The organism is Candidatus Latescibacter sp. (assembly GCA_030692375.1).
Classification (GTDB): Bacteria; Latescibacterota; Latescibacteria; order Latescibacterales; family Latescibacteraceae; genus JAUYCD01.
Window position 1 is genome coordinate 1 of sequence record JAUYCD010000153.1, and the last position, 14,837, is coordinate 14,837.

General features: G+C 50.0%; 15 protein-coding genes. 11 read left to right on the forward strand and 4 right to left on the reverse strand.

Annotation, left to right across the window (positions count from 1 at the left end; all coding sequences use genetic code 11):
* Positions 1-181 (forward strand): hypothetical protein (locus tag Q8O92_09315; protein ID MDP2983510.1); only part of this gene is annotated, 181 nt, incomplete at its 5' end.
* 67 nt (positions 182-248) lie between these two features.
* Here Q8O92_09315 and Q8O92_09320 read toward each other — a convergent pair.
* Together Q8O92_09320 and Q8O92_09325 are read right to left on the reverse strand one after the other, a co-directional pair.
* Positions 249-1,223 carry a lysylphosphatidylglycerol synthase transmembrane domain-containing protein gene (locus Q8O92_09320; GenBank protein ID MDP2983511.1) on the reverse strand — a complete coding sequence of 325 codons (975 nt, stop codon included), beginning with the start codon at positions 1,221-1,223 and terminating at the stop codon, positions 249-251.
* 127 nt (positions 1,224-1,350) lie between these two features.
* The gene (locus Q8O92_09325; protein MDP2983512.1) at positions 1,351-4,191 is read right to left on the reverse strand and encodes a DUF2723 domain-containing protein; all 2,841 of its coding nucleotides are present in this window, start codon (positions 4,189-4,191) and stop codon (positions 1,351-1,353) included.
* A 486-nt stretch (positions 4,192-4,677) separates the two neighbouring features.
* Between Q8O92_09325 and Q8O92_09330 the strand changes: the two genes are divergently transcribed.
* Together Q8O92_09330 and Q8O92_09335 are read left to right on the forward strand one after the other, a co-directional pair.
* Positions 4,678-4,923 (forward strand): hypothetical protein, encoded by a 246-nt coding sequence (locus Q8O92_09330; protein ID MDP2983513.1) that lies wholly within the window; start codon positions 4,678-4,680, stop codon positions 4,921-4,923.
* A 6-nt stretch (positions 4,924-4,929) separates the two neighbouring features.
* Complete coding sequence (locus tag Q8O92_09335; protein MDP2983514.1) at positions 4,930-5,490, forward strand: SEC-C metal-binding domain-containing protein; 561 nt, start codon at positions 4,930-4,932, stop codon at positions 5,488-5,490.
* 430 nt (positions 5,491-5,920) lie between these two features.
* On the opposite strand, the gene Q8O92_09340 is transcribed toward Q8O92_09335, so the two are convergent.
* Complete coding sequence (locus Q8O92_09340) at positions 5,921-7,645, reverse strand: DNA methyltransferase (protein ID MDP2983515.1); 1,725 nt, start codon at positions 7,643-7,645, stop codon at positions 5,921-5,923.
* 107 nt (positions 7,646-7,752) lie between these two features.
* Positions 7,753-10,488 (reverse strand): DUF2723 domain-containing protein, encoded by a 2,736-nt coding sequence (locus tag Q8O92_09345; protein MDP2983516.1) that lies wholly within the window; start codon positions 10,486-10,488, stop codon positions 7,753-7,755.
* Positions 10,489-10,763: 275 nt separating this feature from the next.
* On the opposite strand from Q8O92_09345, the gene Q8O92_09350 reads away from it, so the two are divergent.
* The 8 genes from Q8O92_09350 to Q8O92_09385 all read left to right on the forward strand — a co-directional run.
* Positions 10,764-10,970, forward strand: coding sequence for a hypothetical protein (locus Q8O92_09350; GenBank protein ID MDP2983517.1), 207 nt, complete (start codon positions 10,764-10,766; stop codon positions 10,968-10,970).
* Positions 10,945-12,000, forward strand: a complete 1,056-nt coding sequence (gene holA, locus Q8O92_09355) for a DNA polymerase III subunit delta (protein MDP2983518.1) — start codon at positions 10,945-10,947, stop codon at positions 11,998-12,000. The genes Q8O92_09350 and holA overlap by 26 nt, the downstream gene beginning before the upstream one ends.
* 16 nt (positions 12,001-12,016) lie before the next feature.
* Complete coding sequence (gene trxA / locus Q8O92_09360; GenBank protein MDP2983519.1) at positions 12,017-12,340, forward strand: thioredoxin; 324 nt, start codon at positions 12,017-12,019, stop codon at positions 12,338-12,340.
* A gap of 8 nt (positions 12,341-12,348) precedes the next feature.
* The gene (gene trxB / locus Q8O92_09365; protein ID MDP2983520.1) at positions 12,349-13,275 is read left to right on the forward strand and encodes a thioredoxin-disulfide reductase; all 927 of its coding nucleotides are present in this window, start codon (positions 12,349-12,351) and stop codon (positions 13,273-13,275) included.
* Between the two features lie 71 nt (positions 13,276-13,346).
* Positions 13,347-13,613, forward strand: a complete 267-nt coding sequence (locus Q8O92_09370; GenBank protein ID MDP2983521.1) for a hypothetical protein — start codon at positions 13,347-13,349, stop codon at positions 13,611-13,613.
* A 110-nt stretch (positions 13,614-13,723) separates the two neighbouring features.
* A complete protein-coding gene (locus Q8O92_09375) occupies positions 13,724-13,888 on the forward strand; it encodes a type II toxin-antitoxin system HicB family antitoxin (protein MDP2983522.1) in 165 nt (54 codons plus the stop codon).
* Entirely contained in the window at positions 13,833-14,018 is a 186-nt protein-coding gene (locus tag Q8O92_09380) for a hypothetical protein (protein ID MDP2983523.1), read from the forward strand. The genes Q8O92_09375 and Q8O92_09380 overlap by 56 nt, the downstream gene beginning before the upstream one ends.
* 269 nt (positions 14,019-14,287) lie before the next feature.
* On the forward strand, positions 14,288-14,837 hold a 550-nt coding region (locus Q8O92_09385; protein ID MDP2983524.1), incomplete at its 3' end, for a PfkB family carbohydrate kinase.

A 14,837-nucleotide genomic window follows, 5' to 3' on the forward strand; every position in this document is an offset into this window, starting at 1 on the left:
TCAGGGGGCACTGGTCTTGTGTGAGGGCAACTGGCCTGCACGGACTGCAAACAGCGTGAGCTCGGTTGCCCGGCGGTCCAGCTCTTCAGTCATCATCATGGTTAAAATATCCCCCTGTCCTTCGGACATCCCCCTTGCTAAGGGAGACAAGAGAAAAAAGGGGCATAGATGCCGAAACTAGTTCGGCATGACACGTGTCATCCTGAACTTGTTTCAGGATCTTACCCCCTTCGATAAGGGGGTCGGCGCTATGCGCCGGGGGGATCTTTCTTTCCCCTCTTTATACTCATCATAAATGCGACACTTCCCGGCAGTGCGCCTATGAAACCGGAGGAATACGCCAGAAATGTGTAGGAAACGACAGTGGCCTGACTCACCCCGACTGTGGAGAAAAGAATCACGGCCATCATCTCCCGCACTCCCACCCCGCCCAATGATATGGGAATGCTGGCGGTTATTTCCATAAGCGGAACAAAGAGCGCGAAATACATGAATCCCAGTTCGATTCCTACCGCTCGCCCGCAGAGGAAATGCACCCCGATCCGGGTGAGCTGAATGAATATCGAAGTTCCCAAAATAGCGAGAAGGATTGAAGGCGCACGGGTCAGTTGGTGCATCTCGTGATAAACTGCGGAGAGCTTCAGTCGAATTTCCCCGGGAAGGAACCGTCCAAACGCCCGGCTCATGATCCTGCCCGCCGGTTTCAGTGCGAACAGCCCGATAAACCCGCACAGGAGCAGGAACATGAAAACCGCGACCGGCAGGGCTTCCATGGAAGGGCCGCTTGGCAGAAACAGGAATCCGCACAGGCTGAAAAGCACCAGGATCAAAAGACCCATCACACGGTCGGCCAGGGTGGACGAAAAAGCCGAAGTGGTTTTCCCCGAGGCTTTGGCCGCCTGGTATACCCGGATGATATCGCCGCCGATAACTCCCGGCAGGACATAGTTAAAAAAAAGGCCCATGAAATATCGGCTGACTGTGCCGCGAAATCCAAGGTGAATTCCGTGAAATCCCAGGAGAATTCCCCACTGTTTCGCTCCGGCGATTCCGCTCACGATGAAAACCAGAACAGCGGAAGCAAAGAAAATCGGGTCCGCCGATAGAATGTTGTTCAGAATTTGACCGGCGCCGAATTTGTAGAGAATAAAGATAAGAAGCCCGGCAGAGACGGCCCCTCTTGCTGGCTTCGATGTAAAAATTCTCAGGAGATTTTGGAACATGAGACCTCTTAAAAAAAGGAAAATCCCCTCTGGCTTTGCCATCTCCCCTTATTAAGGGGAGAATATGCCACAAGCGTTGTGTGCCTCTATCGGTGTTTTTCCCCCCTTAACAAGGGGGGAGGGGGGATTAATTTTTTTCAGACTTCATTTTTTGTTCGATCACCTGACGGGTTTCCAGCGCCTGGCTGTCGCCGGGCGATATCCGGAGAATATTCCCGGCGGCGTCAAGCGCCTCTTTGTACATTCCGGCCTGGAACAGCGCCGCAGTGTATGCTCTCCAGGAATCCGGATCGTTCCGATAACGGCCCGTAACCGCTTTCAGGATAGGCACCGCCGCTTCAGGCAGGGAGAATTTAATAAAATTAATTCCGGCCGCTACCGATTCCTGTGCGTTGTCAAGCGGAAGATGTTTCACCTCTTCATCGATCATCCGGTTGAATTCATCCATAATGCCACGGTCGCGGAGTATCGTGTAGAGAAGCATCCGTATCTCGGAATCGGGAGCGCAGATGCGGAATGATTCCCGCGCCACCCGTATTGCGTCTTCATTACGGCCGTCCTTTGAATACTGTTCGCTCAGACGGGCGAACGCGATAAAATAATTGTGAAGAAGCTTACGGGTATCCTCCGGCTTGTAGAGGCCTGGGTCGGCAATACCACGGAAGGAGTACAGTGAGAATAGATTCTTCTCCACAACGGGGGCGTTGACCAAGTATTCGTTGTCGAGAGCCCGCTCTTTCACCAACCGAAACACCATGCCCTCCATCGACATGTGCTCGCCAAGGCCGATCATGAGATCAGGATTAACAGATACCGCGAAATAGATGGGGCGGCTCCAGTTCACCGTTTTGATGATGTGCGCTACCATGATGCTCGATACGGAGAGGATCCCTGCTTTCTTGCCGTCGGGCAGGGCGCCTACCGCATCGGGAGGCATGTTCCAGGTCATTCCCGCCAGGGTCACCTCTTTCGGCTCGGGGTCCCAGAGCCTGGTCTGCTGGGATTGCAGGGTGTTTCCGGCAAGGCTGTTATCGATGTAATCATCTGTGAATGTGATGGGAATCTTCTCATCCTCATCACGGAGCTGTTTGATATACCAGGGAGCGTTGAGCAGGCTGAGATTCACCACCCGTACATCGCGGCGGATTCCTTCCACCTCACGGGCATACCAGAGCGGATAGGTATCGTTGTCACCGCTGGTGAACAGGATGGCATTCTTAGCGCAGGTCTGGAGGATGTTGACCGCATAGTCCTTTGGAATCCAGTTCCAGGAACGGTCATGGAGTTTATAGTTCGACCAGGCGGGATCCAGGTGGTTGGACAGCGCCGCCGCAGGAACGAGAGTGCCAATCCCCAGGACAAGGATTACCAGCGAAGGTACGGCAAACCGCCTTAACCTTCCATGTTCCAGCCGCTCCTGCACCCAATGCAGTATGCCGAATATCCCGATGCCGAGCCAGATCATGACCATCATATATGATCCCAGGAAAAAGTAGTCGCGCTCACGGGCTTGTGGATTCTGCATGTTGAGGTAGAGTACGAGTCCGGCCGAGGTCAGGAGGAAATAGAGCCAAAGGGCGCTGAAATTTTTCACATCCCTCCGTGAATGGAACGCGATACCGAACAGAATGAGGAGCCAGATCGCTATCGGTACAAACGCCTTTTCTTCCACCGGAACGTCCCGGCCCGGATAATCCGCCGAAAGGTGGTTGGTGAAAGTGACCGGGATGGAAGGCCCCCACTTCGGGAATTGCTGGAGGAGATAGCGGACGTACATGAAATTGAACTGGTATCCGGGGTCGGCGTTGCGGGTGAACATCCCGAGGTACATGTTTCCCTGGGCGTACTGCTCGCGCTCAAGGTAGGAACGGTAACGTTCCCAGGTGTTTGGGTTTCCTTCGTTGATCGCGGGTTTCTTTGCGGCTCTCACCATCACTGTCGGGTAGACAGAATAGCCGATGACAAAGAAGGAAAGACAGAGGAGCATCACGTAAAGCCCCCTATCCCTCGGTCCCTTTCCAAAATCCCCTCTGGCTTCGCCATCTCCCCTTATTAAGGGGAGAATATGCCACAAGCGTTGTGTGCCTCTATGAGTGTTTTTTCCCCCCTTAATAAGGGGGGCAGGGGGGATTATTCCTGCCCCCGGAACGGGGGAAGGATGTCCGAACAGGAAGGGGGCTGTAATCCGCCAGGCGATGAACGGTCCTGCAAGCGCAAGGAGCGCCATGAGCAGGTATAGTATCGGCCTACCCGCCGCGATCTTGACTGCCATGAGACAGACAACCACCGCTCCCGCCGCTGTCCAGAACCGCCAGTTCGCAAACCATTCCGGCTTTGATGTAATGACGATCAACATTATGGCTGGCGCCGCGAGGAGCGTGGTGAGGTGTACCCCGTTGCCAAGACCCACCAGGTATGCCGCCAGGAAAAGGTAACGAACCGCTCCTGGACGGTCTTTTCTCTCGCTCCACCCCAGAGTCAAAAAGACCGCCAGGAGTGAAAGCAAAAGACTCGGCATGTACGTTTCAATTTCCACCGAATTAACCCAGAACTGATGGGAAAATCCGGCGGTAAACGCCGCAGCAAGGGCGCTGAATATGATGATGAGGTCACGAGGAAGCCTTCCGGTGAACGGAGCCATACGGGCAATCAGGTTCGCCGTGATGAGATACATCAGCATGGCGGAAAAAGCGCCTGAGAAAACATTGATGAGGTTCACGCCGTAGGCCTTCCCCCCGATTTTCATTGTACGCAGGTCAGGGAAAGGAATAATCGACATGACCCGCCCGACGAGCGACATGAGCGGCGACCCCGGCGGATGGGGAATGCCCATGATCGCAGAGGTTGTGATGAACTCTCCGGAGTCCCAGAAAGAGACGGTCGGCGATACGGTCAAAAGATAGACGACCAGCATCGAAAGAAAAACGAAGACTGCCGCCGCTTTGTGCAAAGAAAGTCTAAAGTCCAAAGTCCAAAGTCCAAAGTCCAAAAAAAGTGCCTGAGTGCCTGAGTGCCTGAGTGCCTAAGTGCCTAAGTGCCTGAGTGACAAAGCAGCCATAAAAATATAAGGCATTACGAGAGATGAAGCAACAAACACATAAAAAAATACAGAAAAATGGATACAAGTGTAATTTTATTCTTGACAAACATAACATGCGTTATTATATTTTGATTTAGACATAACATGCGGGGTAGGAAATAAGCTGAATTTGAATGATTAAACGAGAATTGGTCTGAACCATGATTCATGGGATTAAAGGATTACCATGATGAATACATACGATCATAGGCTGTCTTCAGGAAACAGTTTCATATTCTACGCCTTCGATAAGGATGTCTTCGGCGCTTTTTGAATGAAAAAAAATGAAACATATTTTTTAAAAGGCATTATATTAATAACCTGTATGTTGTCCTATCATAGACACATTCAACAATGAGATGGAAGGTGATTACAATGGTGAATCCGCTGGCAATCGAGTTCGATTATTTTCTAGCGAACAGGGATGAGCTTGTTAAAAAGTATAACGGTAAAGTGATTGTTATCAAGAATCAACAGGTTATCGGACAATATGATACTGAACTGGAAGCTGTTTTAGAGACTTCTAAAACTGAGGAAATGGGAACTTTTCTCGTCCAAAAATGCGCTCCTGATGAAAACAGCTTTACACAAACATTTCATTCAAGAGTTGCTTTCGCATAAGGGCCTATGATGGCAGATGTAAAATCGCACGCTTTCACTGTCGAACATGATGGCCTTGCTCGTATTCTGAAGACACCAGTTCATATTGCCTCTCCGCTTAGTGGTAATCCTCGCCCTGTGAATTTGAATGATTGCGGGGCACATCAATATACTGCAATATGGGATACCGGCGCCACCGGTTCTGTTATTACTCAAAAGGTGGCAAACGAATGTGGTCTTAAACCAATAGGAATGACCAGAGCCTATACTGCAAATGGCCCTAAAGATTGTTCAGTATATCTTGTCAGTATTTTTCTTCCGAACAAGGTAGTTGCACCAGTTGTCAGCGTCACTGAGGGTATCCTGAGTGATGATGAAGATGTATTAATAGGAATGGATATAATATCACAAGGCGATTTTGCAATAACTAATTTGAATGGGAAGACTTTATTTTCTTTTCGAATGCCGTCTTTAAGCACAATAGACTTTGTAGAGAAGAAACCTCTCCGCCAAATTACCAAGGTCGGGAGAAATGATCTATGCCCTTGCGGAAGCGGGAAGAAATACAAGAAATGCCATGGAAAATAATTTTTTTATGATGGTTTATCTTCCTAACCCGATCTATTCATGAATTTTTTAACCGGATTATGAACAAACACATTTTTGTGATACTATCTTATTGTTATTAATTATCTTATAAACTCACCCCCTGACCCCCTCTCTTATAAATAATAGAGGGGGAAACCCCTGTGGCCTTTCTCATGCCATTTGTTATGAGGCAAAGAGGGTTCTTCCCCTCTATTGCTTGCAAGGGGATTATGGGGTGAGTTCATGAGAGCATGAAATATCACTTTTCGTGTTTATGAATATTCCGGGCTAAAACCAAAAATGTTCACTTTAACGAAAAAGTACAAGATTATTAAACCACGAACCACACGAAAGGCACAAAAAATGATTTTATCAAAAAGCAAATTTCGTGATTTTCGTGATTTTCGTGGTTAAATGAACTGTATTGGGGCTAAAACTCCAGTTTCAAATTCTCCGCCTTCGGTGAGACTGCCTTCGGTGCTTTTTTGAATGTCATCCCGACCTGGCGTATCGGGGGCATGTCTATCTGTTTCCCGGCGAGCAATTCGGCGATGGTGAAAAGTTGAATCTTCGGGTACTTTCTGCCCCAGGATGATGATTCATAGAATCCGGCGGTGACGGCTTCGTTCTTCATCGGGCCGGAGTGTTCTTCCATAGAAATCAGAACGCCTATTGCGGCTTTCTCCCGTTCCACTACACCGCGCAAATCCCGGACATGGGCAACATTCGTGTGCCCGGCTTTTACAGAAAGAATGACCGTATCAAATTTCCCGGTCTCTTCGGCCTGGAAGATGATTTTTCCGTCTATGCCCTTGTCCGCGCCCTTCTTCTGCTCCACCGGACGCGCCCCCACGAGGCCAAGCGCCCACCACTGGAATTGGTACGGATCCGACGCGGCCAGCTCCGCTGCATCAGGAACAGAAACCGGCTCCCCCAAAACTTTATAGTGAGCCATGCCGCTAAAGGCTTCCAACAGCCGGGATTTCATCAGCGTTATAGCAAGGTGCGTTATATCAATGCCTATCCATCGCCTACCAAGTTTCTGGGCGACAGCAATCGTGGTTCCACAACCGCAGAAAGGGTCAAGGACAATGTCGCCTTCATTCGATGATGCCTTGATTATTCGTTCCAGGAGGGCTTCAGGTTTCTGAGTGGGGTAGCCGAGGCGTTCTTGATCTTTTGTAGAAAGCCAGCGTACATCTTCGTCAATCCCTTCATTATTTCCAAAAACCGTACCGTTGGTGTAGGGTTGATAAGCCCATATGTCTGAAACGGCTTGCCCCTCATCCTTTCCTAAGCGCCTTTCGTAAATTGGCCAAGCTTGCCCAAGAACAATCTTAATGTAGCCAAGTTCATAGAATCGGTCTAACTTCTGGTGTTGCGATAACTCCGACATGTTTTCGCCAATATCTTGCAGTAGTGCGCCAGGAATAGCCCAGTGCCTTCCTTTTGAAGATGGGTCAAAACCTCTCCACGGCTTACCGGATTCACCCCCACGCAGACCCGCACCTGTCAGTACGTTCCCATAGTAATTAGTTCTGTAACCTTGGTCGTCTTTGACGAAATGTTCTTCAACATGCCCTTTCATATAAGGACGTTTGGGGTATGTCCATGTAAAAGTATCAGTTTTCGAATAGAAAAGGATCACATCATGGACAGGACCATACCTATGTATCTTGTTATGTGCTCCAGTCCGCCGCCAAATAATTTCATTTTTATAATTTCTCGCCCCAAACACCGCATCCATGAGCAACTTCAGGTAATGACTCGCTGTCGGGTCGCAGTGGAGGTAAATGCTCCCCGTAGATTTCAGAACACGCCGCAATTCGATAAGTCTGGGGGCCATCATGACGAGATAGGCGAGCATGTCGCAGGGGCCGAGGAATGTGCGGAAAGCCTGCATGACGTCGGCAACACGCCCGCCGGCGGTAACCAGGTCGGCAAAGACTACTTCATCCTCCTGATTCCATGTCCAAGTATCTTCAAACGCAAGTATCTGCGAAGCGGCCCGGCTCCCGTCCTGTTCCTTGAAAAGGATATTGTAATTCTGGTTGCTCTTGAAAGGAGGGTCAAGATACACGAGGTCAACGGACTCGGAGTCGATGTGCTGTCTCAGAACATCCAGGTTGTCGCCATAATAGAGTACGTTTTCCATTTCCACCAGCTTTTAGGTACTGAAAATTGTCTGAACCATGATTCATGGGATTTAAGGATTACCATGATTGAGCACTCAGGCACTTAGGCACTCAGGCACTAAGGCACTTACTTCGGCATTTGGTTCATAAACTGCTTGGAGAGAAGATCCCGTGATTCCTGAACCGACTTATCGTTGGGAGTAATAGTGAGAATCTTGTCCAGGCAGGCGAGAGCGCCGGAATAGAATCCGCTCGAATAGAGGATAGTGGCATAGGTTTTCCAGACTTCTGTCCTGGATACATCATCAGTCGCCCTGTTTTGCTCCGTCTGGACCAGAGCGTAGGCTTTTTCACGTTCCCCGGTGCGGTCCAGGAGAGCATAGACATGGAGCCTGTCATCCATTCCGCTCCTGGAAAATAGAGGCGAGGCCATTTCCTTGGCGATGTAATTTTTGATCTCTTTGTCCAGGTTTACGGAAGCCAGGACCTGATAGAGGAGCACTCTCTTTCCCAAATCATTCGAGGTCTTGGAAAGGGCGCCTTTGGCCGCACGAAGCGCGTTCGCCGAATCGCCGATCGAGGCATACCTCTCTGCAAGCTGAGCAAAACCGATGAAATAGTTGGTAACCAGATGGAGCGTGTTCGGCGGAATATAGTTGTTGGGATCGGAGAGGCCGCGGTACTTGTATTTATTGAATACATTGTTATCCAATACAGGAATATTCACCATCATCTCACCGGGCCGCGCGGTGGCTTGTACAAGTTTGTACACCATGCCTTCCATTGTCAGGTGCCCATCCAGTCCGATCATGTTCTCACGTGCTACGGTCACCGCAAAATATATGGGGCGCTTCCAGTTCACCCAGTCGATGATGCTTTTGACCATTTCATCCTGCACGCGGAGAATGGCGACAGGTCCATCCTGGGATTCAATTTTCTGCGGGGTGACAAGATTCCATTTGATTCCCGCAGATTCCACTTCTTTTCCCTCCACCGGCCAGACCCGTCTGAGGATTGACTCCTCGTTATGGCCGGTCAGCACCTTCTCGATAAACTGATCGTCATATTTCATCGGGACGCTCAATCCGGAAGAGTACTGAGGCCCGATGTTCCTCCCCTCGTTTTTAAGCTGAAGGATGTACCAGTCCGTGTTGAGGAGGCTGAGATTGATGAGGCGGATGTCTTTCCGGAACCCTTTAACTTCCTGGAGATACCAGAGCGGGAATGTATCGTTGTCGCCGTTGGTGAAGAGTATCGCATCCTTGTCGCAGGAAACGAGAATATTATAGGCGTAATCCCACGGCGTCCAGTCGTCTGCACGGTCATGCACCTGGTAATTGGAGAAACGGGGATCGATATGGTTTGAAAGGGCCGCCGCCGGGGCAAGCGTTCCGAACACGATGAACAGACCCACTGTCACCGGCGCAATCGCCCGGTTCAGCTTTTTGGCTTCCATCCACTCCCGGATATCGGTGATGACTCCGTATATTCCGAACCCTATCCAGAACATGATGGTATAATAGGAGCAAAGAAAGAAATAACCGCGTTCCCGCACCTGGGGATTGTCCATGTTCAAGTAAAGCACCAGTCCGATCGATGTGGCAATAAAAAAGGTGAATAGCGGCAAAAACCTTCGCACGTCCACCCGGATATGGGTATAGAGCCCGTACAGAAGAAGCGAAAAAAGGAGCACCGAAAGCGGTACAGGGCTATTCAGATTAACTTCGCTCGGAGTATCTGCAGAGCGGTTGTTATGGAAATTTACAGTTATTGTCGGTCCCCATTGGGGAAACTGCTGAAGCAGGTATCGGAGATACATGTAGCCGAACTGGTAATTGAATTCGGCTTTCCGTGCAGGGATGGTGGAAATCATTCCCGACATGGTTCCCTGGCCGTACTGTTCACGGTCGAGATAGTTCTTGTACCGTTCCCAGGTTTGTGGATCGCCCTCATTGATGGCGGCATGTTTGGAGGCGCGGACCATAACGGTGGGATAGACCGAATACCCGATGACATACAACGAGCTGCAAAGAATCATGCCTATGAGTGTCAGTTTCCAAAGTTCCCTGCTCTTTTGATACAATTTATAGAGTACTATAGGCGACGCCAGAGCGAAAACGGCGATGAACAGATAGGATATCTCGTATCCTCCAAAAAACTCGATAACGGCGAAAGCGAACAGAAAAAGCCCGAAGTATATCCAGAGTTTCATGCTCGCAAACCAGTCCGGCCGTCCAAAGAGAACGAGGAGGAAGATTGTCGGAACTATCAGAAGCGAAATGGGATGGATACCGTTTCCCAACCCTATGATATACGCTGCGAGGAACAGATACTTAAGCGCCCCCGGATCTTTCTTACGCTCATCCCAGCCCAGAGTGAGCCAGACCGCCAGCATGGAGATGAACAGAGAAGGCATGTAGGTTTCGGTTTCGATGGCATTGTTCCAGAACTCATCGGCAAAAGCTGTCAGGAATGCGGTAACCGCCGCGCTGAACAGGACAATGGCGGTTTCAAACCTGTTCCCGGAGGAAGGTTTGAATTTCCGGATGAGCCTTACCATGATGAGGTAGGCAAGCATGGCGGTCAATGCGCCGAGGAGCACATCGATGAGATTGATCCGGTAAGCAATTTCAGAAAATCCCGTCCCTCTAAAATCATAGAAGGGAATGAGGGACATCACTTTCCCTATGAGGGAAAGCAGGGGAGATCCGGGTGGATGGGGAGTGCCCATAATAAATGAACAGGTGATGAATTCCCCGCAGTCCCAGAAAGAGATGGTGGGGGCTACTGTTTTGAGGTAAATACAGAAAGTGACAATAAAAACACCGGCAGCAACAATTTTATTTATTTTCCCCTCGGTCAAAAAAAATCTCCCTTCGCACAAAAGAACGCAGCTCGCTGAATCCCTGAGTCATTCAAGATGAATATACCGTTAATTACTACAATCATGCAATATTATTTTGCCACTAATTCTTCACTCAAACGTCTGAAAATATGATTTTGTTTCAACAATCGTTGCATTCTTTCGATTTTGAGATTAGTTTACTTATTGAATAGATGCCGAAACAAGTTCGGCATGACACGTGTCATCCTGAACTCGTTTCAGGATCTGAACAATACGATTAGAGGTAAAACTCGTTGATAAGTTTATTGAAGCTCATTCTTCTCTGGTGGATCATCTCAGTTGTGGTAAGATGGTATCGCCGGATGCAGGCCGAACGGGCCGGCCGTCAGGAAGTACCGCCGCAAGACGACCACCCGGGAACGAGTGACCGGGTATATTCGGGAAAAATCGAAGACGCTGAATTTGAGGACATTGATGAACGGAACAGAAATTCTTCGTGAAGTACGGGTAATTGTTCTGGCCGGGGAGGAATTTCAGCGACTGGAGAGGCTCTCTGCGCTGATCGAAGAAACGGTGGACAAGGCGACCCGTGATTTCAATTATGACAGCCTGTGGCCGGAGGATTTTAAAAAAAATCGGGGTCCCCGCAAGTCCGAGGACTTGTGGGGTGATAATGAGGATTCCAAGAGGGATAACGGAGTAGGCAGATTCTCTTCACTTCTTCAAACATATCCGATGATGGCTGAACGAAGGGTAATTGTTTTTAGGTTTTTTGATGATCTCCATCCGGAAATCCGCAAGAAAATATGCGCGCTTCTCCAGAGAACGCCGGAAACTACCCTGGTAATTCTTGAAGGAGAAAAAATTTCTCTTTCCCCCAAACCCTCAAGCGTTAGCTACCGTGAGGAAACATTCAAACAGATATATGACAATAAACTACCCGACTGGATTCGTAAACAGTTTGCCAAACGCGGGAAGAAAATCACTGAGGATGCTATTGCCCTCATGATTAATAATGTAGGCAGTGTTCTTGGCGAACTGAATAAAGAAATAGAAAAGGTTGTAGTTGCAGTCGAGGACAAAAATCCGGTGACTGTAACGGATGTGGAAAAGATTGTGGGGACGTTCAGGAGATATACCACGTATGCCCTCTGCAACGCGGTTGGCGCCGGTGATTTTGGCGAAGCGGCTCATGTTCTCACGAACCTTATGGAAACGGAGAAGAACAAGGAAACATGGTACATTACTCTTCTCGCTTCTCACCTCATGAAAATTGCCGAATACAATGCTCAGATAAAAGCCGGAACGCCTCCTGGACAAGCTATGAAGGTGCTCACAGCAAGCGAATTTCTCTGGAAAACAAATAAGTATGGCATACAGGTCAAAAATTTTGGCTGGCAGGAAGTACGCCGCGCCCTCATCCGGCTGGCCGATACGGATTCGTCTCTCAAGAAGAGCAGTCTGGATCACCGGCTGATCATGGAACTTATGCTTCCGTTCATCATGCCAGGTCATAAAATTACTTTGTGAAGGGAGACAGTTGATCATGGCTAAACCGATCGAGGTCACCGACCAGACATTCCAGGCGCTGGTTATAGATAGTTCACTCCCGGTCATCGTGGATTTCTGGGCCACATGGTGCCCGCCGTGCCGGATGATTGCGCCGTTGCTCGAACAGATTGCGGATGAGTATGAGGGCAAAGCGGCGGTCTGCAAAGTAGATGTGGATCACAACCATGTCCTCGCGCAGAAGTACAATGTTCGGAGCATCCCCACGATCCTCTATTTCAAGAACGGCCAGATCAAAGATCAGGTGGTGGGCGCCTTGCCGAAAGAGCAGTTGGTGGCCCGTCTCACTGTACTATTATAGGGGGATGCATGGGAACTGTACATGACCTTGTCATCATAGGCGCCGGGGCGGCGGGACTAACCGCCGGAATGTACGCCAGTCGTTCAAACATGGATACCGTTCTCCTGGAAAAATTTGCTCCCGGCGGCCAGGCGGCTCTTACCGCGTTCGTGGAAAATTTTCCCGGTTATCCGGACGGCGTCTCCGGTTTTGATCTCATGGAGAACATGCGGAGGCATGCGGTGGGATACGGCCTCTCCATTCTCACCACGGAGGTGCGCTGCATCGGGCGGTTTGAAAACTCCCCTTTCCGTATCTCTACCACCGGCGGCGATATTTTTACCCGGACTATAATCATCTCTACCGGTGTACGGCCCAGGTTCCTCGATATCCCCGGGGAAAAAGAATTCTTCGGAAGAGGCGTTTCCACGTGCGCTACCTGCGACGGCGCTTTCTACCGTGACAGGGAAGTCGCGGTCATCGGAGGCGGGGATTCGGCGCTCGACGAGGGGTTGTATCTCACCCGTTTCGCCTCCAAGGTGCACATCATTCACCGCCGTGACAAATTCCGGGCGGTGCATACCCTGGTGGAGAAAGCCCGCAGCCATCCCAAAATTTTCTTCAGGCTCGAATCGATCGTGACCGCGGTTAAGGGGAACGAATTCGTGGAAGGCGTATCTCTCCGTCATGTCAAAACCGGTGAAGAATCCCATCTCCCGGTTGCCGGAGTGTTCCTCTATGTCGGGCTGATCCCGAACACCGGGATGTTCAAGGGATTCCTCCAACTGAACGAACAGGGGTTCATCCTGACCGGCAGGGAACTTGCCACCTCTGTTCCCGGAATATTCGCCGCCGGGGATGTGCGCGACACCCCGCTCCGCCAGATCATCACTGCTGCCAGCGACGGCGCACTGGCGGCCTTTTCGGCGGGGAAATATCTGGAAGAACATTATTGAAAGGCAAGGATGAAGGATGAAAAGGTCAAAGATTCTTGGCGTTGAGGATTTACTCAGGAAAGTGAAAGAATATGAATGATACGCCAAGAGATGTAGAAGTGCGAATGATGCAAATGTTTGCCCAGCGAACTCCTGCTGAGCGGTTGAGGATGGCAAGCGGCATGTTCGATGCGGGGAAAAAGCTCATGGAGGCCGGGCTCAAGCGGGAAAACCCTTCCCTTAATGAAGCTCAGCTTCGAACGCGAATATTTCTAAGGCTTTATGGCGATTGTTACTCTCAAGAAGAGATCGAAAAAATAGTGAAGCACATACCCAATATGCAATTGGACACGGATTAAGAATAGTCGGAATCGGTTTATTGCAATTTCACTTTTCATGAACAAGAACCAGGGGTAAAGGTATGAAAGAAAGGTACACAGCAGTGATCAAGCGGTCCAGCCATTGATGGATCGGATGGATTGAGGAGGTGCCTGGTGTTAATTGTCAGGAGCAGACGAAGGATGAATTGCTGAAGACACTGAAAGTCACACTACGAGAGGCGCTGGAGTTTAATCGTCTTGAGGCGCTCAACGCTGCGGGCGAGGGCTTTGAAGAAGCCACCATCGCCGTATGACGAATTCCTCAGGCTCCAGGAGGAACTTCAGGATTATGATGACCTTCGCTGCCTCAGAGAAGCCAAAGAAGCGGAAAGAGATGCACTGACTCTTGGAATGGATGAATTGAAGAAGAAGATCGGAGAGTGAACAAGCCACTCCAACCGACGCGTGAAAACAAGAGGCTGAACTTTTCCGTAAGACAAGGTCGTAGATGTACTATGTCACATATTAGGCTCTAAGCGCCTATTGTTCTGCTTCATTCGTAAATATAATTTTCCCCCAAGCTTTCTTTTTCCCTCCAACTTCCCTTGCTTTTTTTACCGTCGATTTATATCTTGTACATGATTTAGAAACGTCATTCCCGCTGCATTTTCTGCTCTAATCATACGATAAAAAACCACACATGGAGGATGAACATGGCAAGCACGTTTACATTCAAACCGGTCGCAGAGACCAAGTATGACCTGGCATCTCTCGGAGAAGTGATGATGCGGTTCGATCCCGGCGATGTGCCGAGCGCCCGTGCACGCAGCGCCCGAATCTGGCATGGCGGCGGAGAGGTGAATGTGGCCGAGGGCATCGCGTATGTATTCGGCATGAGGGCTGCGGCGGTGACCGCGCTCGTGGATGACGGCATCGGACGGAACATCGAGAGCCAGATGAAAGAGGCCGGGGTGGACACCTCGAATTTCATCTGGTTCAGCCCCTCCGGAAAGGGCAGGTTCGCCACCGACGGCAAGGGAACCCTGCACAACGGCATTAATTTCACCTGGAAAGGTAGAGGCGTTCTCCCGTCTGTGACCGAATATTACCGCGCGCATACACCCGCTTCCACGCTCAAGCCCGGCGATTTCGACTGGGACAAATTCTTCGCCCAGGGTGTGCGCTGGTTCAACACCGGCGGGATATTCTCCTGTATTGGGCGAGAGACAGCCGATTTCGCACTGGAAGCCATGAAAGCTGCCG